The organism is Microcoleus sp. LEGE 07076, from assembly GCF_015207455.1.
GTDB lineage: Bacteria > Cyanobacteriota > Cyanobacteriia > Cyanobacteriales > Microcoleaceae > Microcoleus.
This window is the reverse complement of record NZ_JADEWV010000005.1, coordinates 11,795-35,333: the sequence shown is the minus strand read 5'-3', so window position 1 is coordinate 35,333 and position 23,539 is coordinate 11,795. Positions and strand designations below refer to the sequence as shown.

Sequence of the window (23,539 nt, the reverse complement as noted above, 5' to 3'; positions counted from 1 at the left end):
ATCGCACTATCTACCCGCAGGGGTACTCGCCTGTCAGGGGGGCGAGCGGGGCTGCCGAGAACGAAAAACTCGCCAATAATTGCCTCAGACAGCTACTGTAAAATGTGAAACTCATCTACATTATTAATCGCCATGTCATCCGGACGCAAACTCTACGAAGGCAAAGCCAAAATCCTCTATTCCACCGAAGACAGCGAAATTTTGCTGACCCACTTCAAAGACGACGCGACAGCCTTTAATGCTCAAAAACGCGGCAGCATTGCCGGCAAAGGCGAAATCAACAATGCGGTATCAGCCCACCTGTTTCGGATGCTAGAAGCTAAAGGCATAGCAACCCACTTTATAGACACGCCAGCGCCCAACGAAATGCGAGTCTGCCGCGTCCGAATCTTGCCATTAGAAGTTGTAGTCAGAAACATCGCCGCCGGCAGTTTGTGCAAACAAACCGGAATCGCGATCGGTACAATTGTCAATCCGGCTTTAGTTGAATTTTATTACAAAAACGATGATTTGGGAGACCCGCTGCTGACCCGCGACCGACTGCTGTTAATGCAGCTAGCCACCCCGGAACAAGTAGACCAACTAGAAATCGCCGCCCGCGAAATTAACGAAATACTTAAAGAATTCTTTACTCAGTGCGGCATCACCCTGGTAGACTTCAAATTAGAATTCGGCATCGACCAACATCAAAATCTGATTCTCGCCGACGAAATCAGTCCTGATACTTGCCGCCTGTGGGACAACACAGAAACCGACCCGGACGCGCGCGTTATGGACAAAGACCGATTCCGCCGCGACTTGGGATCGGTAGAAACTGCTTACCAGCAAGTTCTGCAGCGGGTTCTAGCTCAGAAGGTCTAGAGCACTTAACAATGCGCTACAATTGCACAGTTTGTCACGGACATTGAACATTCAGGAGTCAACAGTTAGCAGTAAGCGACAAATTCAACCGACTCAATAACTGATGACTGATGACTAATGACTGATGACTAATGTGGTGTGTGGATTCCAAAAAAGTGAACAAAAATGCGCTTATCTGCTGTATTGGTGGCAGTTTTTACTGTCTCAGCAACATTCGGATTATCAAATTCGGCCAGCGGTCAAACATCCTACTCTGAATCAGCAGAGGATACTTTGGCCAAGGGAACCGCGGCCGGGTCGATCGAATTACCCGATCGCCCCGTTCCAGAATTAACCCAAAATCCTCCTCAAAACCGCTTTCGAGCTAAAAGCAGCAAAGCGGAAGCCCTAAAAATAGTGGCGGCCCCTGCCAGAGGAGAAGACGACCGCGAACCGCCAAACCGAGTCACAGACTCGCCCTCTCCGGTTTCGCCCCAGCTTCAACTCAAACCCGAGCTAGCATCCAACCCATCCCCCGCATCTAGCAGTCAAAACGCCCTGCAAGAGGTACAACCAGACAGCCAGCTCCCCCCTTCGGAAGTGGCAACAACGCCCGCCCCGATCGCAGCAGAGCTGGGGAAACCACAGGAATCAGGGGCGATCGACCAAAACCTGCAAGTTTCTCCGAGACCGACCTCAGACGCATCCGGGGCGATCGGGCAAAACGCCCAAATTCCCAGACCGGCCCCCACCAGAGCGCCGGCAAACACAGTTCCCACATTGCCCCCCGGCCCGGCAGCACCGCAGCCCAGACAAACCCCAGCACCCGCCGGGGCGGCCGAACCGCAAGTGCTAGTTGCCGAAGTTACCGTCAGCGGGGCGACAGGAGACCTAGAAAGCGAGATTTACCGAGTCATCAGCACCCAACCGGGACGCACCACCAACCGCAGCCAACTGCAACAAGACATCAACGCCATTTTTGCCACGGGCTTTTTCAGAAACGTGCGGGCAGTACCGGAAGACACCCCGTTAGGCGTGCGAGTGACTTTTATCGTGCAGCCCAATCCAGTGCTGCAGAAAGTGACAATCACCGGCCAGCAAGTGCTGCCCCAAACCGTAGTTGACCAAAGCTTCGGCGACCAGTACGGCAAAATTCTCAACCTCCGCCGCTTTGAGGAGGGAGTCAAAAAAATTAATGCGTGGTATCAGGAAAACGGCTACGTTTTGGGCCAAATCACTGATGCGCCGCAAGTAGCAGAGGACGGCACTGTCACCTTGCAAGTGGCAGAAGGTCAGATCGAATCCGTTGATGTCCGCTTTCTGAACAAGGAGGGAGAGTCAACAGACCCCACGGGTCAGCCGATTCGAGGCAACACCCGCCGCTTTGTCGTCACTCGCGAAGTAGAACTCAAGCCCGGAGATATCTTTAACCGCACTAAGGCGGAAAGGGATTTGAGGCGGGTGTTTGGTTTGGGGATTTTTGAAGACGTGCGGCTTGCTTTGGAACCGGGAACGACTGACCCCCGCAAGGCAAGGGTAATTGTCAACGTCATTGAGAAAAATACTGGTTCTCTGGCGGCTGGTGCGGGTTTGAGTTCCGCTACGGGTTTGTTCGGTACGGTGAGTTACCAGCAGCAAAACTTGTTCGGTAGGAACCAAAAATTGGGGGCTGAAATACAAATCGGGGAACGCCAAACGCTGTTTGATCTGAGTTTTACCGATCCTTGGATTGCTGGCGATCCTTACCGGACTTCTTATACGATTAATGCTTTTAGAAGACGATCGATCAGCGTGATTTTTGACGGGGGAGAACGGGAAGTCAGATTGCCCAACAACGATCGACCCCGCATCGTCCGCACCGGTGCCGGGATCAATTTCACCCGTCCCCTGTCGCGCAATCCTTTTGCCGATTCTGAATGGATTGCTTCCCTAGGCTTGCAGTACCAGCGAGTGTCAATTACCGATCGCAAAGGCAGGCGCGAATCCGAGGACGAACTCGGCAATCAGCTAAGTTTTAGCAATTCCGGCACCGACGACTTGACAACGATCCAAGCAGGTGCTGTGCGCGATCGGCGCAACGATCCCCTGCGACCAACTAGCGGTTCCCTGCTCAGATTTGGCATGGAACAATCGATTCCTGTAGGTTCTGGCAGCATCCTGTTCAACCGCCTGCGCGCCAGCTACAACTTTTACCTGCCAGTCAAGTACACCAACTTTTCCCCCGGCCCTCAAACCCTGGCATTTAGTTTTAAAGGCGGCACCGTATTCGGAGATTTGCCTCCCTACGAAGCTTTTGCCTTGGGCGGCGCAAACTCTGTCCGGGGATACGACGAAGGCGACATGGGGGCCGGCCGCAGTTTCCTAGAAGCCAGCGTTGAGTACCGTTTCCCAATTATTTCGTTTATCGGCGGAGCGCTATTTTTGGATGCCGGCACCGACTTGGGTACGGGCAAAGATGTCCCCGGCGATCCGGCCGGTGTACGCAGAAAGCCCGGTAGCGGTTACGGTTACGGCCTCGGCGTGCGGATTCAATCTCCCCTCGGGCCGATCCGGATCGATTACGGTATCAACGACAGCGGCGACAATCAAATTCACTTTGGGATTGGCGAGCGATTTTAATTGGGAATTGGGAATTGGGAATTGGGAATTGGGAATTGGGAATTGGGAATTGGGAATTGGGAATTGGGAATTGGGAATTGGGAATTGGGAATTGGGAATTAGTCCTCGTGCGAGAATTCAGAAACCGGTTTTTTTTCCAAATATTTGCTTCAAACCTTTGATATCGAGGAAAAACCCGGTTTCTTTAGTCATTATCCTATACCCTCACCCAACCTAGAAAAGCTATAATTTTTCAACCCACAAATCGACATTGTTTGTCTTAAATTCCAAGTGTCCCCATGTTCCAAATGCGCCACCCAACTTTGAAGCGATCGAGACAATTGTACTAACTCTATTTCACCATTCGCGTACTCTCTTTGCAAGCGCCTCAACCGACGACGGCCCCTACGCAAACTTTCTTGTCTCACACGGATATTTTCGGGAAACACCCGAAACCCCACAAAAGTTGCTCCCTGTTTTGTCTCGAATAACTGACTTTTAATCGGATAAATTTTCACCCGTAACTTAACCAAAGATTCCTCTACTGCCAATCTAGCATCTTGCAATAGCAAACCGTCATCGCTAAACAAGGCAAAATCATCCACATAACGGACATATTTAGAAATTTTTAGCTGTTCGAGAACAAAATGGTCAAAACCATTGAGATAAACACTCGCAAAAAACTGACTCGACCAATTGCCGATTGGTAAACCCCTACGTCTCGACAGTGGCGATAGTAAATCATCTCCTGGGAAATATTCTACCACAGATTGCTGCGGGTTGCTATTGTCAATAATTGTATCAATCAACCACAATGTATCGGCACATTTAATTTTACGCCGCACCAGCAGCTTTAAAATTTGATGGTCAATGCTGGGGAAATATTTTTTGATATCGCACTGGAGAATGTAGCGACTAGAACGGGCAAAATCCGTGAATTTCCTTAAAGCGCGGTGAGTTCCAAAACCAATGCGATTTGCATAGGAATTGTGAATGAAAGTGCGATCGAAAATGGGAACTACGATATTGCACAAAGCATGGTGAACCACTCTATCTCGATAAGGTGCGGCCGATATCATCCGCCGTTTCGGTTCGACAATTTCAAAAGTTTTATAAGGGCCTGGTCGATAAGTTTTTGATTCTAGTTCTTCTTTCAGTTTAAACAGTTCTCGTTCTAGATTATAATTGAAAGCAAGGACATTGGGGCGAAATCTTTTGCCTTGTTGTGCTAGCTTGGCGGCTGACAGCAAGTTGCCAAAATATACAATTTTTTGCCAAAGATTACCATGACATTTCATGGCTTTATATCAATTGCTTTAATGTTTGCTGCAAATGCTAGATCCCCCCTAGCCCCCCTTAATAAGGGGGGGACAAGAATCTTCTCAAAGTCCCCCTTAAAAACGAGATTTAGGGACTCTTCTCAAAGTCCCCCTTTTTAAGGGGGATTTAGGGGGATCTAAGATTTGTGGCATTTTTTTAAGAGGGATTTAGGGGTTCTTCTCAAAGTCCCCCTTTTTAAGGGGGATTTAGGGGGATCTAAGATTTATGCCATTATTTTTCATATTATTTCTTTGGTCGCTGCTGTTTAATCCAGCCACCAAGTTCCGCGCCGATTTCATTGAATAATTTTCCTACATATTCGTAACGTTCTGTTGACATGAAATTAAAATCTACTAGCAATCTGGTTTGATGGCGCAAGATATCTAGTTTAGCATTTAAAGTTGTCAGCAGGGATAGTTTCTCCGAGGCATAACGGGCGATAATTAAACCTTCAATAAAATCGTACATTCCCTCAATTATTCTATTGCCTAGCGTAAAATTGTAATCTCTTGGCAGTCTGTTTAAAATGGGAACATACCATTTAATCACGTCATATGTTTTTTGAATAATCGGCAATTCATTCATTAAAATCTCAACCCGCGCAGGCGGGTTTTGTTCGTGTAGACGCGGTTTCAACCGCCGAGTATTTTAATAATTGTAAATCAAAAAACTTGTAAATCGGGAAACTGTTCGGAATTCCTACCAAGCTCCCCGATTCGGTTTTATATTCGGATAAAATTGCTTTCATCACGGGAACAGGTCTGGACTCTTCTTACACGCCTAACAAATTCCCATCTGCTAGTTCTGATAGCGAAGAGTCCTTGCGGGAGACTACAGCACAGAACCAAAAACCGGAGACTACGCGGCAACCAGAGCAACGCGAAAACTGATGTTCCTGTTACGATTGCCCGCCGAAAGCCTGCTACGATAGGCACTGCGGCAATCGACCGCATCGCCGCGACCGGAACCGCCACGCTGCACCCGGTTATTATCTCCGCCAGTTTCCCAAGAACTTCCGTCAGTCGGCGCGTCACTATAATTACCATGCCATTTATCGCTGCACCATTCCCAAACATTCCCGTGCATATCGTATAAACCAAACGCATTCTGCGGAAAACTCCCGACATCCGTTGTTTGTCCGCGATAAAGTCCGTTCGGCGCAGAACCGTAGGGATTATTGCCGTCATAATTAACTAAATCTGGCGTAATCGTGTCACCAAAATAGAAAGGTGTTGTCGTTCCCGCGCGACAAGCATATTCCCATTCGGCTTCCGCAGGTAAACGATAAATTTTGCCTGTTTTTTCAGAAAGTTTCTGGCAGAATTCCACAGCCTCATCCCAACTTACTTGTTCTACAGGACGTTTCGCACCTTTGAGATTAGATGGGTTATTTCCCATCACCGCTTGGTACTGTTCTTGGGTAATCGGATATTTTCCCAGATAAAAAGGTTGAACAGTCACTTGATGCACTGGTTGTTCCGAACTATTTTCCGATGAACCCATCTGGAAGCTACCACCAGGGATATAAACCATTTCCAAATTTACCCCATTGCCCAAATCAGCAACTTTCTGATAAGATTTGCCCGGTTGGCGGCTAACTTCTTGGCCTCGATTGTTAACAGTAACAATCTCGAACTGAAATTCTTTCCCCTTAGCTTCTTCCTCGGCGCGACGTTTTTGTTCTTCTACTAATTTCCACTGACGTTCTGCTTCCGCCCGACGCTGCTGTTTTTCTTCTTCTTCTCGCCGCAGCCGTTTTTTCTCATCCCAAACACCTTGAGCCACATCGCGGTTGTGTGCGACACCCTGCAAATTCGGATTGAGATTTAAGGCTTGATTGTAATCAGCAATTGCCGACTCGTATTCTCCCAACTTATAATAAGCATTGCCTCGATTGTTCCAACCATCAGGATTGTTGGGGTCGAGCCGCAAATATTGAGTGTAATCTTCAATTGCAGCTCGATACTGCTCCAATTTAGCCTAAGCTAATCCCCGATTGAAATTAGCCTTAGCAAAATTAGCGTTAAGTTGGAGGACTTGATTAAAATCCACAATTGCCGCTGCAGAGTTTTCCTGTTTGCAGCGCCCAATCGCTCGTTTGTAACAAGATTTAATGACGCTAAATTGGCGAGTTTTGCCAACAGCCACCAAACATTCATTGAGTTTTTTCACATATTCCAAATCATCGATGGTCAAAGCCGCATCGAGGGCATCCAAAATTTCCTTGTTTCCTTCTGGTACCAATAAACCGCGCAATTTCAGCCAAGCTTTCACCGACTCAAAAATTTGTGTCGCCGCCCAACGCTTATCCGGCAAATACAGCAAACCTTCAGCTAAATCTAACTTCAGTTCAGGAATCCATGCCGATTCTGATTCGCCAATAATATCGTACAACATGGCGTAGAAATTAATCGCTATTTCTACTAATTGTGCCTGTTACTCCGAGGGCATATCTTGCAACAAATCAGGTAGTAACTGAGGCAATGGAGGCCGCTGCCGCACGTCTGAGGAGACGTGCAGAAAAAAGTATTCATCCGCCAGCAATCCGGCAATTAAACAGTGACAAATACCAATAAATTGCTGAAATTTTTCATGATCTTTTTTGTGGATGCTGTAGGGACGCGGGCTGTCGGTGGGGTCAATTCCCATTGCTTCGCACATCCGTTCATTGTCAATAATTTCGAGGTTGTGCAAGAAACTATTAACAGCCTCATTACCTAAAACTTTATCAAATTTTTCAGCGCTATTACCCTGAGAATTGTCGGATTGTCGCTGAGCTTGCCACTGCCATGCCCGCTCTTTAGCAAAATCAAAAAGTACCTCGCGCCAAGGTAGCATGGGAATGGGGGATTTGTAGCGATAAGTTGCCCAATTCAAACCCCAATAACCAAAGTTGAGGTTGAAAATATCGCCTTCAGCAACGGATTCTAAAATTAATGTTGGCTCGGTTTTCAAGCCGTTAAACATGGTTTTTGTGGCTGCTTGGCTGTGAAAGAATTTGCTCGTCCAAGCACCAGATAAAAATTCGATTGGTCTTCCTTGAGTTGAATATTTTTCAAAGAATTGTTGCAGGTAAATTCCCAGAATTTTTTTCCATATCTGGAAAGCCTTTGGCGCTATCATTACTATCGCCGGAACGGTCGAATTGCAGGCTGGGAGGTGAGAGAAAAACTCGCAGGGGTATGGGATTTTGAGCGGGATTGGAGTTGACAATATCTTGGGCAATTAACCAGATGGGAGAGTTGTTTTGTCTTTTCTGTTCTTGAATAGCTTCGATGCTACTTTGTCGGTCATAAATTCGGAGTTCGCGGGCTAGTTGAGCAGCGAACATTTTTAGTTGCAATTGCAGTTCTTTTTGCTGTTCGATGCACCATTTTTGGAGTTCGGATCTAAATATTTATAGTTGGATTTGGTGTGCGCGATTTAGTTTGCCTTCGTTGGCTTGAAAGTCGCGGTTGAGTTTGGCAAGTTGTTCTTGTATTTGACGGTTGAGGAGTCCTTCTTGGGTTTGGGATTCGCGGTTGAGTCTTGCTATTTCTGATTGTAAGGAGCGGTTTAAGTTGCCTTCTTCGGGTTGAAAAGTGAGGTTGGCTTGTCTTTGAAATTCTTGTAATTTAAGTTCTTGTATGCGGAGTTTTTGTCGGCTTGCTTCGATTTCTTTGTTGGTTTGTATCGTTATGTCTGTGTTTCTGGCTTGGGTTTCGGAAATACGGTCTGCGTTATAAATTGTGGGCATGAATACAGCTTTAGCGAAATCGCCAATTTGGGCTAGCAATCCTTTTTTTTCTGGTAGTGCTTTGGTCATTTTTGTGTTCCTTTGGGTAGGTGAATTGGGAGTTATTTGCGTGGTGAAAGAAACCGGGTTTTTTTGAGATTTATGGTTTTCTCCATAGATTTTGCGAAAAACCCGGTTTCTGGAGATTCGGGTGGGGTTGAAGAAACCGGGTTTTTTTGAGATTTATGGTTTTCTCCATAGATTTTGCGAAAAACCCGGTTTCTGGAGATTCGGGAGGCAGAGCCTCTAGATATGAGTTCCCAGGCAGAGCCTGGGAACCAGTTAACCAGTTACCAGTTAGCTAGTTAGAAGGGAGTTAAGTTTTTTCTATAAAAGATATTGTTCCGATTCCAATTGTTGAAATATTTTGTAACTACCGCAAACTACTTGAAGACAAAGATTAGTAAGTGCCGCCGCGAACGGCAAATAACATATGGGCTGCACCTTCTAAATCGGTATCGGCTCTACCGACTTCTTTGCCATTTTCTCGATAAATGTGTCCTGATTCTACTCGTCCTACGGAAGTGTCATCAGCCCAACGATAAATGTGTCCGTCTTTACCGAGATATCCAATATGGTCATAGGCTGAGTTGTAAAAGTCTCGCCCGTTGACATGACCTACTATTTGTGTGGTTCCGTCGAGTTTGTGCAGGTGTACGCCGCCGGTGCGGTCTATGTGAATAAATGGGCAGTCTCCAGAACTAGAATGGGATGAGTTAAGGACGTGCGGTGCTGCATTTATGTGGTTGTCGTGATGATTTGTGGCTGATGTAAATCCGGTTTCGGAATTTGGCTGGTGAGTATTTTGGTGGTAAGTGTCGTCGCTGTGAGTCCAGTTTGTTTGGTGATGTTGCTGGTTGATATTGTGGGAATTATTAGTCCAATCGCTGTGAGTTGCTGAAGTTTCTGTTACAAATCCGTTTTCGGGATTTTGCCACTGATTATCCACGTTGTGAATATCGTGGCTGTGAGTCCAGTCGCTTTGGGGATGTTGCTGGCTGAAATTGTGGGAATTATCAGTCCAATCGCTGTGGGAGATGTCTGATGTTGCTGGGTGGTTGAGGTTGTGGTCGTTGAGGTGTAAGTTGTTGTGAGAATGTTCGATGTTGTTTGGTTGATGGGGGTCGATGCCCAAGGATTGCATGAAATTGTCTAACGGGGAGTTGCTGTCAGAGGTGTGATTCATGGGTTTGAGGAAGGCTGGGGAATTTTCTCTGTTTTGACAAATTATTTTGTACTTTTCCGGAGAGGGCGATCGTACTTTTTTGTAGTGATAAGCTGCTACGCATCTTGCATTGTATTTTGGGGCGGGCACGACACCCCACAGGAAACTTGATGTGATGTGGTCAAATTTAGATGCGCCTGAGCTTAGCACCCTAGATTTAGCTACTTTGTGTAACATTAGGTAGACAAAAACTAAGGATATCGGTGATGACAACGACTGTGAATCGAGGTAACTGCGGGGAAGGTATGGAAATAGTGGCGGGTGTAATATTGCGGTGGCGGCAGTTGAAAGAAAATCAGCTAATCGCTACTTTCAGCGGGGTCACTGTTGCGGGGTTTCTGAGTTTTGCCCTGCCAGTGCAAGCTTTGCAGGTAGTTGTCACCCCCCAAAATCCGCAACTTGGAGATACGCTGTCAGTAATGATTCAGGTTGACGGTAACAGGGGGGAAACTCCAACGGTTTCTGTACAGCAGAAAAATTACCCTGCTTTTCCGATCGGCAATAGTCGCTTTCGGGCCCTGCTACCGACGACACCAGTGGAGAAACCCGGTGCCCGCGTTGTTCAAGTCTCGGGTGACGGACAAGTGCAGAAGTTGAACGTGGAAGTGCGCGATCGCAATTTTCCGACTCAATCTATCTGGCTACCTCCGGGTAAAGACTCCGAAGGTACTGATGCTGAATTCGATCGCGTAGACGCCTTTAAAGCACTGGTGACAACCCAAAAATTTTGGAACGGCAAATTGTTGCGCCCCAACTCGGGCGAAATTACTACTATTTACGGGGTGCGCCGGTATTATAATGGGGTATTTGCTAAAGACTACTACCACCGTGGCGTCGATTACGCCGGTGCTTACGGTTCGCCTGTAGTTGCACCTGCTGCTGGTCGGGTATCTCTGGTGGGACGCGAATCTCAAGGGTTTAAAATCCACGGAAATGTGGTTGGGATCGACCACGGTCAAGGGGTAGCAAGTATTTTGATGCACTTGAGCCGGATTGATGTCAAGGAAGGCGATTTGGTGCAAGCAGGTCAAGTAATTGGTGCTTTGGGGTCAACTGGGGCTTCGACGGGCCCTCACCTGCACTGGGGGCTTTACGTGCACGGGCAGGCGATCGATCCGGTACCTTGGAGGCTTCAGGGTGTTGAATAAGAATTTTTACTGGTTTTGACGAATTTAACAGTCAATTATGGGGTAAGTTTGTGGCTGGGGTACACAAATAACTGTTCTGGGTTATCAGTATTGAGTTAGGATTTATATCAAAATTCTCAACTCAATCCTCAAAACTCGAATCTCTAGACGCCAGCAATCGCGTCTTTAAAAAACAAAACTGTATTGATGATGCCGTTGAGCGGGAAGCATATATGAGTATTGAAAAAATTGTTGAGCAGGCTTTGCAAGACGGCTATTTAACGCCGTCTATGGAGGCTGAGGTTGGACGGATCTGCAATACGGCTTCGGAATTGTCGATCGAAGAGTACATGGCTCTCGATCGTCTCATGGGGTCGTTGTTGACCGGAGAAGTTGTGGTTCTGCCGCGCAAACAGTTCATCAACGTGATGGAAGAGTTGGTGCTGAGCGATGCGATCGCTAGGGTGGCCGATATTGAGGCGACGAGCGACTTGAGTCTGGATGTGGGAGATATTGCTGCTTATGCTTTAAATAGGCTGCCGCCCCTGTACGCTACGACGGAAGAGGGAGCTCATTTTCAAAGGGCTAGGGCTAAAGAGCAACTTCACGATTTGATTTCCAAAGAAGTCAACGCAGCCATCGCCCGTAACTTGGACAGGCCAGACACCCCAAACCCCACAGCTTTGGGCAAGTCTTCTGGAAACGAAGTTCTTTCGCAGCTAAGCACTTGGCTGCAAGCTAACGCCACTAATTTTGAGCCGCAGCCGTAGTACCGCCCCAACGGCTTTCTTAGGTGGTTAAGTCGATCCCGCTCTCTCGATCGGAAAGCGGGATTTCTAGTTGTTGAGCCACCAAGATTCAACTTTGATATTATGTCCGGTCAATTACCTGTAAAAACGGTTCGATCGTGGTTAACCGAGGGGACAGGAGGTCGCAAGGCAGAAGGCATCTGTCAGAATTCAAGAACAAAAAACTTATATTTAAGAGTTTTATTTGTTATTAAAAACTAAAAAATCTTTTTTCTGGTTTTTTAACCCTGAACAAAGCCTTATAGCCTTCGTCCTTCAAGCGATTAATTGTTACTCTCAGAAGCGTCTGCCGAGGGGCTGGCGGTAACTTTTATCTCTCGCTTCGACCGTTTTTTGCGTTCCGCTTCGATCACATCTTGAAGCACTATTCGCGCTTGGACCATTTTTTCCAAATTGCTGCGGTACAAATCTAAATCTTTGCTAACTTTTTCTTCAGGCAGGTGCAATGCCACACAGATTTTGGCGATCGCGTCGTTTCGCGTTTCTTGGTCTTTTACCATGTCGGGGTCAGATTTTTCTAACAGCGAGAACAAGCCGATCGCGAACAAGCGGCTGTACTTAAATTGAGCGTTGCTGGCGATCGCCCCTAGGGACGCTTGCAAATCTCCTGTATCTTCAAAGCTGGTGGAGCGATCGATCCACGAGAGCAACTCTGTCGGGGAAAGTCGAGCAGCCAAGCTTTCCAAGCGGTGAGCGTCTTGTTTGTAGCGCTCAGGGTCTTCTTCTAGGGACTTGCACAAAGCGTTAAAAATCGAAAGTCTGTCTGCTTCAGGGGCGTACCCGAGCATGAATCGATCGAAAGCTGTCACCACGCCCAAAGCATAAATCGGGTCGTATTGAAAATCGGCATTCGCCGAAAGCAAGTGCATTTCTACCATCAACTCTTCCACCACTCGACGGTAAATTGAGTTGATCGGTCGAGTGTGAATCGTATAGAAACTTCGCTTAGTATCTGAAACAGTACGGTTATTGTTCACCTGAGTCTTATAGATAAATAATTTTGCCGCAGCCCGCGCGCGGCGTGAGTAAAGTCGGGGGAGTCGATTGGCGATCGGGCTGACAAATATTGCCAGTTTTTTAGTTGTGCCGCCCATACAGCGAGGCAAAATTTTATTGAGAAGATTTTACGCGCGATCGGCAGCAACAAATAATCTGTCGCACTACCAGGGCAAAACCCAAGTATCTTTACAATCATAGCTCTTGTGGGATCGCTGACTAATCTAATCTTCTGAGTTTCCCAGCCCAATCTCGCAACTCTTACCACAATAAGTTTTTAGTGTCAAGCCAAAATCCACTAAATTTCAGTTAAAACTGTTTATTCTGGGGAAATTCCCTCGCATCCGGCTTAAAAAAGGGGACGAGAGAGCAAATTCTTGTTCCCTCTTTTTTTAAGGGGGCGCCCGGGGAGCGGTCTGGTGTGAACCCTAGGAAGCTAAAACCATCAACAATCAAACGAACATGACAATTTCTTCTGAATTAATAGCTTTAGCCCATTACATGGCGGGCGACTTTGACAACCGGGAACAAGCGCTCTTCAACCCGGCTTGGTACGTCCACCTTCGTTTGTGGCAAAGACCCCTGCCGTCGGCTCTATTTTCCGAGCCCAGCATTGCCCTGTTTGCCGAACAAGCCAACATTCTGGAGTTAGACAAGCCCTACCGCCCTCGCATCGTGCAACTGAGGCACGTAAAGACAGCGCCGGGACTTATAGAAGCTCAGTATTATATGTTCAAGGATATTGCAGCCGTCAAAGGAGCAGGTAGCAACCGGGACTTGCTGGCAAAAGTAACCAGGGAGCAAATCGAACTCCTCCCGGGCTGCACCCTCTCCGTTGCGGTGCAAAATTTCGGCTCAAACCGCTATCGTTTTCGGGCATCTCTGCCCCAGGGCACTCGCTGCAGCTTTGCCTACGGCGGGCAAAATTACCAAGTAGACTTGGGATTTGAAGCTGCTGACGAGGAATTTCTCAGCTACGACAAAGGAATAAGCCCCACGACAGGCAAGGCTATCTGGGGAGCTTTAATGGGCCCTTTTAGATTTGTCAAGCGTCAGGATTTTGCTGCTGAGGTATTGGCCAATACGCGGTCGAGCGGATAAGACGGCGGTATCAACCGCCCTGCAATTCAAACTTTCGTCCGAACGAGGGAGGAACCCAAGAAGAACGGGTAATTTTTACCGCCCGCTCTTCAACCCGCTCCGGCACGTGAATGTTTGTTTAAACCGAAACCGATGCCAGCAGGAACGCTCAACTGGCGCGCGGCACCCCCTCTAGAGCTTCTTCTTCCGTTTCAAAGATTTCAAACACAGAATCCATCATGGTGACTTCAAACACCAGTTTGGCTTCTGGATGAACATTGCAAATGCGGAAGCTTCCCTTGACTTTATCCGCATCGCGCATACCTGCTACCAACGAGGTCAGGCCAGAGCTATCGATAAAGTTTACCTGACCAAGATTCACTACGACATGGCGACTGAGTTTGGAAATACATTCTTGCAACTTGAGGCGGAATTGCCAAGCTGTCGTGATGTCCAAGCGTCCTGTCGGTGCTAAGACGATAACTGTTGTACCGTCAGATAGCGTGTGGGTTTTTTGATCAATATGAATCACTGACCCTTCCCTCAAATTTATTACTATTTATCGCGGTGGTTACTTTCTCAGTAGTTTAACTCAGGTCGGTGACTGCTGAGGCATCCAATTCGCCCAATCTTGCGGTTTTAAGAACTTCGAGTAGAGTTCGGCTTCTGGAGAGTTGGGTTCTGGCTCGTAGCAGTATTCCCAGCGTACCAGAGGTGGCAGGGACATGAGAATCGATTCGGTGCGTCCGTTGGTTTGTAAACCAAAGGTTGTGCCTCGATCGTACACTAAGTTAAATTCAACGTAACGGCCGCGGCGGTAAAGTTGGAAATCGCGCTGGCGATCGCCGTATTCTTTCGATCGGTGCTTTTCAACAATTGGGGTGTAAGCCGGCAAAAATGCCCGCCCGCAGTCCTGTACGAAGGCGAACAGCGACTCCCAGCTTCGGCGATCGGGGTTTCCGGCATTCTTGCTGTATTCAGCAGCTTTTCCTTTGACATTTTGGTCGCGGTAAAGCGGGCCTTGACCGTTTTGGTAATCAAAAAACAGGCCGCCGACGCCCCGAGTTTCTTGGCGGTGAGGCAGGTAAAAATATTCATCGCACCAGAGTTTAAATGTCTGGTAATAGTCCGAGTGGTGTTTGTCGCAAGCTGCTTTCAGAGTTTTGTGAAAATGAGCTGCATCCTCAGCCAACGGGTAATAAGGAGTCAAATCGACACCGCCGCCAAACCACCAAATCGGCCCTGCCTCGAAATAGCGGTAATTCAGGTGAACCGTAGGCAAGTAGGGATTGCGGGGGTGCAGCACCATCGAAGTTCCGGTGGCGTAAAAATCGTGACCGGCTGCTTCTGGGTGCTTGGCAAGAATCAAAGCTGGCAAACTTTCGCCCCAAACTTGGGAAAAATTCACTCCGCCTTGTTCAAACACATTACCTTCGCGCATAACGCGAGAACGTCCGCCCCCGCCTTCGGAGCGTTCCCAAGAGTCCTCCTTAAATTTGCCTTCGCCGTCGAGCTGTTCGAGGGCTTGACAAATTTCGTCTTGTAGGGATTTCATAAATTGGCTGACTCTAGCTCTAGAGTCAGCGGGCGGCAAAAACGTGGAAGAGTTGGTTTTAAGTGTGGTAGAAACTGTCATAAGAATTTCTGCTGTCAGATTTGAGTCTTAGATGGGCGATGATTCCCAAATCCAGTCGTCATGTCATTATGCCACCGCAGGTCTGCAAATGATCGCAATGAAGATACATTAAAAAATAGCAACAAAAATATACTTTAACCTGCGAGCGAAAATTCGCAAACCCAATTGCAGAGCTATGGTGGAGAAAACAATGCCAAATACACTCGATATTAGTTCAGTCTTAGAAATCCTGCGACCTGTCCAAGACCCCGAACTGCAAAAAAGTTTGGTGGAATTGAACATGATTCGTAACATTAAAATTGACGGCGGTGTCGTCAGTTTTACTTTAGTGCTGACAACGCCTGCTTGCCCGCTGCGAGAGTTTATTGTCGAAGATTGCCAAAAAGCGGTCAAACAGTTGCCAGGAGTGGAAAAAGTGACTGTGGATGTGACAGCCGAGACTCCCCAGCAGAAGGGAGTGGTCGATCGCCAAGGCATTGAAGGCGTTAAAAATATTATCGCAATTTCCAGCGGCAAAGGCGGCGTCGGCAAAAGCACGGTAGCGGTAAATGTGGCCGTAGCGCTGGCGCAAACCGGCGCTAAGGTGGGTTTGCTGGATGCGGATATATATGGGCCCAACGACCCGAATATGTTGGGTTTGGGAGATGCGAAAGTGATGGTTAAGGACGGAAAAAGCGGGGAAATCCTGGAACCGGCCTTTAATTACGGCGTCAAATTAGTGTCGATGGCGTTTTTGATTGAGAAAGACCAGCCTGTAATTTGGCGCGGCCCGATGTTGAACGGAATCATCCGGCAGTTCCTTTATCAGGCGAATTGGGGCGATTTAGATTATCTGATTGTCGATATGCCTCCGGGTACTGGAGACGCGCAGTTGACGATGGCGCAAGCGGTGCCGATGGCTGGTGTGGTAATTGTGACTACGCCGCAGACGGTGGCTTTGTTGGACTCCCGCAAGGGGTTGAAGATGTTCCAGCAGTTGGGAGTGTCGGTGTTGGGAATTGTGGAAAATATGAGCTATTTTGTACCGCCGGATATGCCCGACAAGCAATATGATATTTTCGGTTCCGGCGGCGGGGAAAGAACGGCTGCTGAGTTGGGAGTGCCACTGTTAGGCCGCATTCCGCTGGAAATTCCGTTGCGCGAAGGTGGCGATTCGGGCGTGCCAATTGTCGTGGGACAACCGGGTTCTGCTTCGGCGAGGGAGTTGCGGGCGATCGCCGGCCGGATTGCCGGTAAGGTTTCTGTAGCAGCCTTAGCTTAACTCACATCTTGGATTGTCGAGTCGATCGGCTTTTGATGGGCGGGCCCGACACCCCACAAGAAACCTGTGAGTGTTTGTGGAACAGGCATCTTGGCTGTGAGTGTTTGTGGAACAGGCATCTTGCCTGTTTTAGAATCAGGTATCGCGAAAAAACGGTAAGCTATAAAGACGAGCAAACATCACATTCAAACAATTATGATTTTTCCAGGTTCGGCAGTTCGAGTTAAAGATAAGGGCGAGATTTACTACGGCTTTCAAGGACTTGTTCAGCGAGTTACCGACGGGAAAGTCGCGGTACTTTTTGAAGGGGGCAATTGGGACAAGCTGATCGCGTTCCGGCTGTCGCAGTTGGAACTTGTGGATGCTACGGCCGGTCGGGCGAAGTAGTCATTGGTCATTAGTCATTAGTTATTGGTCTGAAGAGAATTGGGAATTGGCCCGCGCAGGGCATTGGAACTAACAAATGACTAATGACTAAGCTGTCGCACATTTGAATTGCATATTCAGGGCGGGCAGGATGCCCACCCCACAAGAGTTTTATTTTTTATTGACATATAATTTAAATGCAGAACAACAAATAACAAATAACAAACAACAAATAACAAACAACAAATAACAAATAACAAACAACAAATAACAAACAACAAATAACAAATAACAAATAACAAATAACAAACAACAAATAACAAATAACAAATAACAAATAACAAATAACTAAAACTATGCGTTTACCTTTACCTCAATTTGCTACAAAAGAGCGCCATCCCGATCGCATTGCTGAGGTAATCGAGACGGCAACTTCGGAGTTTATGGCTCAATGTTTGGAACCGGATGACTTGAGTTTTCCGGTGATGCCGCCTTTTGGGAGTTGGGTGAAGGCCGAGGATGAAGAGTCGAAAAATCAAATCTACGGCGTGGTTTATTACGCGACGACTAGCCCGATCGACTCGGTACACAGAGCTCGGGCTTTGGGTTTGTCGCTGGAGGAGTTGCGGGAAGAACAACCGCAGATTTTTGCGATGCTCAAAACCGAGTTTCGAGTGGCGATTGTCGGGTTTGAGGCGCCCCCGGAAAGGTTGAACGGCCACGGCCCGTCGAGGGGTACAATTTATCAGTATTTGCCGCCGCGCCCGCCACAAATTCACCAGGCGGTTTACCGCTGCGAACCGGATGAGGTGATTGATTTTACGGTGCAGTTGGATTTTTTGAGGACGCTGCTGGGAGTGACGAATGCGCCTGTGGATGCGCTGACGGCTGCGACGATTCGGGAGATTTATCAGTTGCGAATGCGCGATCGAACTTGGTTGGTGGAAGCGGGCAGGAGTTTGAGTGTTTTGCTTAAGGATGATTACGACAGATTGCGGGTGATATTGAGTCAGATTCATCCGTAGGGGGAAGGTTAAGAATCAGAATAATAAACAGTGACATAGCCGTCGCTCCCGCTGCAACGAACCCAAAAGCCCGGTTAAGTTATGAGCATTCTCATGCGTTACCTGCGGCTGTAGGGGTTGATATAACATTCTTGGCGGCGTGAATTACCGCCAACAGCTTGTACAATTCAATTCAGACTTTTAGAGGTGTTGGCGCTAGAATTAGACGAGGAGCGCTCGTTGTTCAATATGCCCTTGGGCCGATCGCCAATTAGTCTGTCATAATTTATTTAACCAAAAAATTATATGTGGGTAGAGGTAACAGCGCTCAATCAAGTTCCCGAATCGGGTGTGTTGAAGGTAAAGGTTGACGAAACTTCAGTGATTTTGAACCGTCAAGGCATGAATGTCACTTGTTACCGCAATGCTTGCACGCATTTAGAATATCCGATCGACATGGGTAAGGTAAATAACGGTATCATTACCTGTCCTTTTCATAAATATCAGTACAAATTAGACACGGGTAAATGTTTGAATGCACCCAGCGATGCCCTGGAATCTTATCCGGTAAAGATTGAGGGCGATCGGGTTTTTGTGGAAATTGATTAGTTATTCGTTATTCCTTAAGTCCGACAGGGGTTGAAACCCCTGTCTCATAGCTAAAGTCGTCTCAAGACGACTGTAAATTAATATGTGATATCGTTTCCGCTTGCATCGGAATGATTTAACCGCAGAGTACACAGAGTACACAGAGGGAAAGAATATATATCTGAATCATTCCGATGCTACCGGATTTGATATGATATCAAGTCCGGCTTAAATACGCCTCACTCTGTTAGTCTGCGGAGGCAGACTTTGTTTTTGTAGTTTGACCTCGAATTCGTATGACGGGCGCTTCGCCACATACGAATTTGAGGTCAACAGGTTTCAACCGCCGAACCATCTTTCAAACTACCGTTTTCGATCGCCGCTGGCGGAGGAAAATCGCCAAAAGCCCGATCGCACCAAACCCCAAAAGCAGCCATTCTTCCGGTTCGGGAACCCCCGAAACATTCAAAGGATTGCTCGGTTTCGTCAACTCCTCCTTACCCGATTCTACCTCGCGTTCAAATCGATCGTTTTTACCTTCCGCCGCCTTTAGCTGCGCCCTTTGCGCGTCATTAATCAACACAATCATTGAAGAATAAGGCGTGACGATTTTAAAATTTTTAGCCAGCGAGTGCATCGCATCCAATTGAGTCAATTGATTGGAACTTTTCTGCTTGCTAAGTGCGGTTATCAACTGCCGCGCCGCTATCGGTTTAAAACCTTCATTTTCATCATTAGTTATTTTTGGAACTGCTGTCGCCGCCTTCGGAGTTTTGGTATAACTCCAAGCATAACCATCAACAACACTAACTACAGATTTCCCCGACGCTGCCTTCGTCGCCACTCGCTGCATCGCCTCTTTGATATCAGTAGAAACTCCGCCGCCGCTATCTTGAATCACCTTTAAAGTAGCGTCGTCATAGCCAGGGGGCAAACCTCCTAAATGCACAGTCCATAAAGGTGCAGCTAGCGAAACGCTGGTTTTGCGATCGTCCGATAACTCGTAACTGTGGCGATCGCTCACCAAGAATACAGTATCATAAGTGCGATCGGCGCGCAACTGTGCAAACTGTTGCAGAATATCCTTAAGTTGGATTGTACCGTAAAACGTCAACTTTTCCACATCTAAACTGCGTAAATTTTCCACCAACTTCGGCGGCACACCCGCCGCACTCGACACATATAAATCCACATTGTTTGTGGCTAAACTATTCTTTTTTAACCAGTCAAAAGTCTCCTTGAGTTCTTTAGTTTCCGCCGCCATGCTCCGAGAAGTATCCAGCACCAAGGCCAATCTTTTTACTTGTGGCAAAAAGTAATTTATATCAATCAGGGGCTGAGCCAAAATACTATTTCCTCCCTGGAACTTAGCTAGATGCCGTATTATTTTGGGCTGTGCAACTGCGGGTACAAACGCTGGAAGCCAAGTTTCTTTTGCCTCTTTCCCATTGTAATTCACCTGTTTTCCCGCAATAGTGCGGCGAGTATTTCCATCCCAATAAATGTTTCGTTTTTCCGCTAAACTCGGCATCGCCCAACCCTGTGCTTGTCGCATCACTTTGTAAGTCAGCCACAGGTGCATTTCCGTTGGCCCATTAGTAGTCCCAAACTCTCGTTTAGCCGGAATTGGAAAAGCTCGCAAGCGGTATTGTTTCGGGCCAATTTGTTCGAGCAAAGCCGGATCTACCCTTTCTACTACCTGCTGGTTGTAAACTTGTTGTGCCGCACCTCTAGGCGACACAGTAAAAGCAAAACGCTTTTGCAAATCCCCAGTATCTCCCAGCCAAATTCCTGTAACTGCGGCGCTTTCCGGCAGCGAAAAGTAGTAGAATACTTCTTGCAAGTTCGGCGTTTGATTTTTGTAAACTTCGTAGAGTTGAACGTCAGCCCAATCGCCGTTTTCTTTGACTGTAACTTCTTGGGAATCCAACCATACTTTTTCCTGATTGACATTCAGCAAACCTGCTTTAGCTTCTTCGCGGTTTGAGGTTGACTGTACCGCGTGCTTTACTGCTTCTTTGTCACCTTTTTGGAGTTCCGTATCGAAGAATTCGCCGTAGAGTTTTTCAGCTTTATTAACATCAGAACTCAAGCCTTGATACAAAAACGGCGACATTAAAAAATTATAGCCGTCTTGCACGCTTTGAGCTGCTCCGTCAGGCAAATTCAAAGTAGATTTGTACATCGCGAAAATGTGGTTATTTTCTCCCACAGTGCTGATGTAGCGGTAAGGAGACAAATAAGCGTTAACTAAGCCCGATCGAATTTTATCAGACTTCGCTAATAAAGTTTGGCGCGCCGTCTCATTAGCTGCGGGAGTCTCCAGCAGTTTCAGTGCTTGAATTTGAGGTTGCTGCTGCAAAGCTGCGAAAATAGCCAGCCAAGCTGCTATCACTCCCAAGCTGCCCGCGATTGCTTGCTTTTTTCCGTATTGCGAAGCAAAACTATTTAATATTTTGCGTCCTGATTGGATGTATAAAAAGCCGTAAAGCGAAGGCATTACCACGAATAAGCTGGAGGTAAAACCAAATAAAATTACAGATAATGGCAGCCACCAAATTATTTCAAATGAACTGTACTTGAAAGATTCAATCAGCGGTGTCACCCAAGTAAAACTAAAAAATCCAGCTATACTAACAATTGCGACAGGTACAGCGTAAAACATCAGTAAAGTTGCTGCCCAAGTGCCAACTAGCAGCATTAAACTGTGAACTCCTAACTGTATCCAGGCACTTTGTTTTTTTCTGATCAATCCAGTCACGGGATGCTGTTTTGTCGAAGCATCTTGATAGGAATTATCTACAGTTTTTGACTGTACGGAAGTATTGTCGTCAAACAAACCATTTTCTGTTTGCGCCTGCGTAACTTGAGATATTGAACTATCTCGAATATTTTCTTTTTTCCCCAAATATCCGTACAGTAGTTCTACTAAAAAGCCTGCGATACAGAAGATTATTGTCCCAATAATTTGAGAGCTAGGTGGAGTCAGTTCGCGCAGCAAAAACAGCCTTATTAAGCAGAGCAAAAATAAGGGCGCTTCTACGCCGTAAAACAGGCGCATTAGCTGCAAGGGTTGCTTGCGAAAACGCTTGAATCCGATGATTGTAAATACTGTAGGTACTGCTATCAGTGCTGTTAGGGTTAAGGCAAATTCCAGGGGGATAATTCCGTCTACTGTGGCTTGGATTAACGGGATTGCCAGATAGGGCAAAATTCCTAGATAAACTATTGACAAAAATGTCAGGTTCCACAGCCAAAAAATTGACTGAAAAATGATGTTAAGTGCCTGCTTTAATTTTTTCATTGCTTGCTGTTTTTAAGCTATAATTAACGGTGTCGTGTACGTTTTTAGCAAAATTTTGGATTTCGTAACTTTCGGGGTTTACGGAATTGTCAAAAAGAATGGAAACTAACACCCAAGTGTGATTTTTTTGGGTGATGTCGCTGCGGATGCGCGCTAAGAAGTTATCGGTTGTTTGCTGGGAGGATTGCAGCCAGTAGGTTGCAGATAGTTGGTTGTCTTTTACAGATAGCCAGCGGGCTGCGATAGCAGGAGTTAGCTGTTTTCTTTCTATTCGATTGACGGGGATGCCGCTGGCTATAAAACAAAGTTCTGGTGCGTGGTAAGTCTGCCAGGATGTGCTGGCTACTGCGAGCATGGAACCGCGCAAGTTACCGGAGATAAATCTATGTTTTTCTGTTTTGGTGTCTGGGTAATTGCCGAAGAATTTTTGTTCGCTGGGATTCAGGGGGATTGCTTCGGATACGATTTGTTCGGGAAATTTGAGTGGGGCGATCGCTACTTTTTCGCTGTCTACATGATACAATTGGGAAATTGCTCCCAAAACAACTACTGCGGCAATTAATCCGAGTTTTAGTACAGGTTGATTTTTGAGTATTTCTGTATCCGATTGGGAGTCAAAATTAATTTGCTTGGGTTCCGAAATTTTTGGTATTTTTTGGAGCATCAACCAACTCAAGAAACAAGCGCCAACTAAACCGACTATTCCCAGGGGAACGTGCAGAATTTCGGCATAAATTGGCTGCTGAAAAACTTGGGCAACTAGCACTAATACGGCAACTCGCAAAGCGTTAGCAGAAACTAACATTATGAAGTTGACGGCGCATACTGCTAACCATTTAAAACTTAATTGACGGCTTTCTAACCAGGTAGCAGTTAGTAAAAATAGCGTCCCTACTAAGAGGGTTTTAATGCCGCTGCAAGGTACGTCTACCTGAGCGATGCCGTTTTCTAAGACGATGATATCGTAGGAAGAAATTGCCCCGATTTGGAAAGCCGAAAGCAATTTTTCTACTACTTGAGCTGTCATCGCTCGCGTCGGCAAACCCAATCCGTTATTAAGCTGAGTGCTGAATGGTAAGATACAAGCTAGGAGTCCGGCGATTGGCAAGTTTTTTCGCCAAAAGTTTGGCTCTACCAACAAGCCGCATAGCCCGTAGGTTGCGAGGACAAATAGTAGGATTGTAATTTGTTTGATATCAATTATGCACCCAAGGACGATCGAGCAAACATTCGCACCCAACATTAACAGCAGCGGATAGCGCCTCAAAACGAATTTTGGCGAAAATGCGGGCGGGCGAGATCCATTTCTGAGCGATCGCACTACTAATGCTACAATCAGAACACCAATTACTATCTTGTACAGTGTCGATATCTCAACAAACGAGGATAACAGCCACTTAACGGCAGAGATATTGGCAAAAAACCAAGTCAGCGACAGTAAAGAAGGAGCTAGCCAAACCAAATTAACCGCAGGATAAGGAGTAACAGATTCGGGAATTCTAGAATCTGGAATATTGGTGCGCTGCATGATACCGCTTGACATTCACGTTGGTGACATCTTAGCTCAGCAACATGGGTAATGCCGAGACCTGTAATTTAAGTTTTGTGAA

The 23,539-nt window shown here is 46.8% G+C and carries 23 protein-coding genes; 9 read left to right on the top strand and 14 right to left on the bottom strand.

The features are described from left to right. Positions 1 to 132 precede the first annotated feature (132 nt). Entirely contained in the window at positions 133 to 861 is a 729-nt protein-coding gene (gene purC, locus IQ270_RS01625) for a phosphoribosylaminoimidazolesuccinocarboxamide synthase (protein WP_193971317.1), read from the top strand. Positions 862 to 1,026: 165 nt separating this feature from the next. Continuing rightward, positions 1,027 to 3,459 carry a BamA/TamA family outer membrane protein gene (locus IQ270_RS01620; RefSeq protein WP_193971315.1) on the top strand — a complete coding sequence of 811 codons (2,433 nt, stop codon included), beginning with the start codon at positions 1,027 to 1,029 and terminating at the stop codon, positions 3,457 to 3,459. A gap of 191 nt (positions 3,460 to 3,650) precedes the next feature. On the opposite strand, the gene IQ270_RS01615 is transcribed toward IQ270_RS01620, so the two are convergent. The 8 genes from IQ270_RS01615 to IQ270_RS01580 form a co-directional block, all read right to left on the bottom strand. After that, positions 3,651 to 4,736: an RNA-directed DNA polymerase gene (locus tag IQ270_RS01615; RefSeq protein WP_193971313.1), complete on the bottom strand. Its 1,086-nt coding sequence runs from the start codon at positions 4,734 to 4,736 to the stop codon at positions 3,651 to 3,653. A 265-nt stretch (positions 4,737 to 5,001) separates the two neighbouring features. Then, complete coding sequence (avd, locus tag IQ270_RS01610) at positions 5,002 to 5,394, bottom strand: diversity-generating retroelement protein Avd (RefSeq protein ID WP_228055995.1); 393 nt, start codon at positions 5,392 to 5,394, stop codon at positions 5,002 to 5,004. Between the two features lie 222 nt (positions 5,395 to 5,616). Then, the gene (locus IQ270_RS01605; protein WP_339384192.1) at positions 5,617 to 6,732 is read right to left on the bottom strand and encodes an SUMF1/EgtB/PvdO family nonheme iron enzyme; all 1,116 of its coding nucleotides are present in this window, start codon (positions 6,730 to 6,732) and stop codon (positions 5,617 to 5,619) included. Positions 6,733 to 6,738: 6 nt separating this feature from the next. Further along, positions 6,739 to 7,155 (bottom strand): hypothetical protein, encoded by a 417-nt coding sequence (locus IQ270_RS01600; RefSeq protein ID WP_193971311.1) that lies wholly within the window; start codon positions 7,153 to 7,155, stop codon positions 6,739 to 6,741. 39 nt (positions 7,156 to 7,194) lie between these two features. After that, the gene (locus tag IQ270_RS01595; RefSeq protein ID WP_193971309.1) at positions 7,195 to 7,881 is read right to left on the bottom strand and encodes a hypothetical protein; all 687 of its coding nucleotides are present in this window, start codon (positions 7,879 to 7,881) and stop codon (positions 7,195 to 7,197) included. Continuing rightward, positions 7,814 to 8,089 (bottom strand): hypothetical protein, encoded by a 276-nt coding sequence (locus IQ270_RS01590; protein ID WP_193971307.1) that lies wholly within the window; start codon positions 8,087 to 8,089, stop codon positions 7,814 to 7,816. The genes IQ270_RS01595 and IQ270_RS01590 overlap by 68 nt, the downstream gene beginning before the upstream one ends. Positions 8,090 to 8,155: 66 nt before the next feature. Beyond that, on the bottom strand, positions 8,156 to 8,563 hold the full coding sequence (locus IQ270_RS01585; protein WP_193971305.1) for a hypothetical protein: 408 nt from the start codon (positions 8,561 to 8,563) through the stop codon (positions 8,156 to 8,158). A 370-nt stretch (positions 8,564 to 8,933) separates the two neighbouring features. After that, positions 8,934 to 9,935 carry a hypothetical protein gene (locus IQ270_RS01580; protein WP_193971303.1) on the bottom strand — a complete coding sequence of 334 codons (1,002 nt, stop codon included), beginning with the start codon at positions 9,933 to 9,935 and terminating at the stop codon, positions 8,934 to 8,936. Positions 9,936 to 9,964: 29 nt separating this feature from the next. Between IQ270_RS01580 and IQ270_RS01575 the strand changes: the two genes are divergently transcribed. Both IQ270_RS01575 and IQ270_RS01570 read left to right on the top strand, forming a co-directional pair. Next, positions 9,965 to 10,906: a M23 family metallopeptidase gene (locus IQ270_RS01575; protein WP_193971301.1), complete on the top strand. Its 942-nt coding sequence runs from the start codon at positions 9,965 to 9,967 to the stop codon at positions 10,904 to 10,906. A gap of 212 nt (positions 10,907 to 11,118) precedes the next feature. Next, on the top strand, positions 11,119 to 11,655 hold the full coding sequence (locus IQ270_RS01570) for a late competence development ComFB family protein (RefSeq protein ID WP_193971299.1): 537 nt from the start codon (positions 11,119 to 11,121) through the stop codon (positions 11,653 to 11,655). Positions 11,656 to 11,957: 302 nt separating this feature from the next. Here the strand turns inward: IQ270_RS01570 and psb29 are convergent, their stop codons facing one another. Next, positions 11,958 to 12,671 carry a photosystem II biogenesis protein Psp29 gene (psb29, locus tag IQ270_RS01565; protein WP_193971368.1) on the bottom strand — a complete coding sequence of 238 codons (714 nt, stop codon included), beginning with the start codon at positions 12,669 to 12,671 and terminating at the stop codon, positions 11,958 to 11,960. Between the two features lie 481 nt (positions 12,672 to 13,152). Between psb29 and IQ270_RS01560 the strand changes: the two genes are divergently transcribed. Continuing rightward, positions 13,153 to 13,791, top strand: coding sequence for a chromophore lyase CpcT/CpeT (locus IQ270_RS01560; RefSeq protein WP_193971297.1), 639 nt, complete (start codon positions 13,153 to 13,155; stop codon positions 13,789 to 13,791). Positions 13,792 to 13,939: 148 nt separating this feature from the next. On the opposite strand, the gene IQ270_RS01555 is transcribed toward IQ270_RS01560, so the two are convergent. After that, positions 13,940 to 14,302, bottom strand: coding sequence for an STAS domain-containing protein (locus tag IQ270_RS01555; RefSeq protein ID WP_106149243.1), 363 nt, complete (start codon positions 14,300 to 14,302; stop codon positions 13,940 to 13,942). Positions 14,303 to 14,362: 60 nt separating this feature from the next. Continuing rightward, positions 14,363 to 15,406, bottom strand: a complete 1,044-nt coding sequence (gene hemF, locus IQ270_RS01550) for an oxygen-dependent coproporphyrinogen oxidase (RefSeq protein WP_193971295.1) — start codon at positions 15,404 to 15,406, stop codon at positions 14,363 to 14,365. Between the two features lie 190 nt (positions 15,407 to 15,596). Between hemF and IQ270_RS01545 the strand changes: the two genes are divergently transcribed. Further along, the gene (locus IQ270_RS01545) at positions 15,597 to 16,667 is read left to right on the top strand and encodes an Mrp/NBP35 family ATP-binding protein (RefSeq protein WP_193971293.1); all 1,071 of its coding nucleotides are present in this window, start codon (positions 15,597 to 15,599) and stop codon (positions 16,665 to 16,667) included. Here the strand turns inward: IQ270_RS01545 and IQ270_RS31735 are convergent. Beyond that, a complete protein-coding gene (locus tag IQ270_RS31735) occupies positions 16,664 to 16,786 on the bottom strand; it encodes a hypothetical protein (RefSeq protein WP_255532346.1) in 123 nt (40 codons plus the stop codon). The genes IQ270_RS01545 and IQ270_RS31735 overlap by 4 nt on opposite strands. A 76-nt stretch (positions 16,787 to 16,862) precedes the next feature. On the opposite strand from IQ270_RS31735, the gene IQ270_RS01540 reads away from it, so the two are divergent. From IQ270_RS01540 to IQ270_RS01530, 3 genes are all read left to right on the top strand, one after another. Beyond that, a complete protein-coding gene (locus IQ270_RS01540) occupies positions 16,863 to 17,054 on the top strand; it encodes an NAD(P)H dehydrogenase subunit NdhS (protein WP_193971290.1) in 192 nt (63 codons plus the stop codon). Positions 17,055 to 17,389: 335 nt separating this feature from the next. Further along, positions 17,390 to 18,058: an HAS-barrel domain-containing protein gene (locus IQ270_RS01535; RefSeq protein WP_193971288.1), complete on the top strand. Its 669-nt coding sequence runs from the start codon at positions 17,390 to 17,392 to the stop codon at positions 18,056 to 18,058. A gap of 285 nt (positions 18,059 to 18,343) precedes the next feature. Continuing rightward, positions 18,344 to 18,646, top strand: a complete 303-nt coding sequence (locus IQ270_RS01530; protein ID WP_193971286.1) for a Rieske (2Fe-2S) protein — start codon at positions 18,344 to 18,346, stop codon at positions 18,644 to 18,646. Positions 18,647 to 18,983: 337 nt separating this feature from the next. Here IQ270_RS01530 and IQ270_RS01525 read toward each other — a convergent pair whose 3' ends face one another. Together IQ270_RS01525 and xrtO are read right to left on the bottom strand one after the other, a co-directional pair. Continuing rightward, a complete protein-coding gene (locus tag IQ270_RS01525) occupies positions 18,984 to 21,929 on the bottom strand; it encodes a TIGR02921 family PEP-CTERM protein (protein ID WP_193971284.1) in 2,946 nt (981 codons plus the stop codon). Further along, positions 21,904 to 23,472, bottom strand: a complete 1,569-nt coding sequence (xrtO, locus tag IQ270_RS01520) for an exosortase O (protein WP_193971282.1) — start codon at positions 23,470 to 23,472, stop codon at positions 21,904 to 21,906. The genes IQ270_RS01525 and xrtO overlap by 26 nt, the downstream gene beginning before the upstream one ends. Between the last annotated feature and the right edge of the window lie 67 nt (positions 23,473 to 23,539).

Excerpts from the sequence above, each read along its gene's own strand:
- purC (WP_193971317.1), top strand. The coding sequence starts at position 133 with ATGTCATCCGGACGCAAACTCTACGAAGGCAAAGCCAAAATCCTCTAT.
- IQ270_RS01620 (WP_193971315.1), top strand. The coding sequence starts at position 1,027 with ATGCGCTTATCTGCTGTATTGGTGGCAGTTTTTACTGTCTCAGCAACA.
- IQ270_RS01615 (WP_193971313.1), bottom strand. The coding sequence starts at position 4,736 with ATGAAATGTCATGGTAATCTTTGGCAAAAAATTGTATATTTTGGCAAC.
- IQ270_RS01600 (WP_193971311.1), bottom strand. The coding sequence starts at position 7,155 with ATGTTGTACGATATTATTGGCGAATCAGAATCGGCATGGATTCCTGAA.
- IQ270_RS01595 (WP_193971309.1), bottom strand. The coding sequence starts at position 7,881 with ATGATAGCGCCAAAGGCTTTCCAGATATGGAAAAAAATTCTGGGAATT.
- IQ270_RS01590 (WP_193971307.1), bottom strand. The coding sequence starts at position 8,089 with ATGTTCGCTGCTCAACTAGCCCGCGAACTCCGAATTTATGACCGACAA.
- IQ270_RS01585 (WP_193971305.1), bottom strand. The coding sequence starts at position 8,563 with ATGACCAAAGCACTACCAGAAAAAAAAGGATTGCTAGCCCAAATTGGC.
- IQ270_RS01580 (WP_193971303.1), bottom strand. The coding sequence starts at position 9,935 with ATGTTACACAAAGTAGCTAAATCTAGGGTGCTAAGCTCAGGCGCATCT.
- IQ270_RS01575 (WP_193971301.1), top strand. The coding sequence starts at position 9,965 with ATGACAACGACTGTGAATCGAGGTAACTGCGGGGAAGGTATGGAAATA.
- IQ270_RS01570 (WP_193971299.1), top strand. The coding sequence starts at position 11,119 with ATGAGTATTGAAAAAATTGTTGAGCAGGCTTTGCAAGACGGCTATTTA.
- IQ270_RS01560 (WP_193971297.1), top strand. The coding sequence starts at position 13,153 with ATGACAATTTCTTCTGAATTAATAGCTTTAGCCCATTACATGGCGGGC.
- hemF (WP_193971295.1), bottom strand. The coding sequence starts at position 15,406 with ATGACAGTTTCTACCACACTTAAAACCAACTCTTCCACGTTTTTGCCG.
- IQ270_RS01545 (WP_193971293.1), top strand. The coding sequence starts at position 15,597 with ATGCCAAATACACTCGATATTAGTTCAGTCTTAGAAATCCTGCGACCT.
- IQ270_RS31735 (WP_255532346.1), bottom strand. The coding sequence starts at position 16,786 with ATGCCTGTTCCACAAACACTCACAGCCAAGATGCCTGTTCCACAAACA.
- IQ270_RS01540 (WP_193971290.1), top strand. The coding sequence starts at position 16,863 with ATGATTTTTCCAGGTTCGGCAGTTCGAGTTAAAGATAAGGGCGAGATT.
- IQ270_RS01535 (WP_193971288.1), top strand. The coding sequence starts at position 17,390 with ATGCGTTTACCTTTACCTCAATTTGCTACAAAAGAGCGCCATCCCGAT.
- IQ270_RS01530 (WP_193971286.1), top strand. The coding sequence starts at position 18,344 with ATGTGGGTAGAGGTAACAGCGCTCAATCAAGTTCCCGAATCGGGTGTG.
- IQ270_RS01525 (WP_193971284.1), bottom strand. The coding sequence starts at position 21,929 with ATGAAAAAATTAAAGCAGGCACTTAACATCATTTTTCAGTCAATTTTT.
- xrtO (WP_193971282.1), bottom strand. The coding sequence starts at position 23,472 with ATGTCAAGCGGTATCATGCAGCGCACCAATATTCCAGATTCTAGAATT.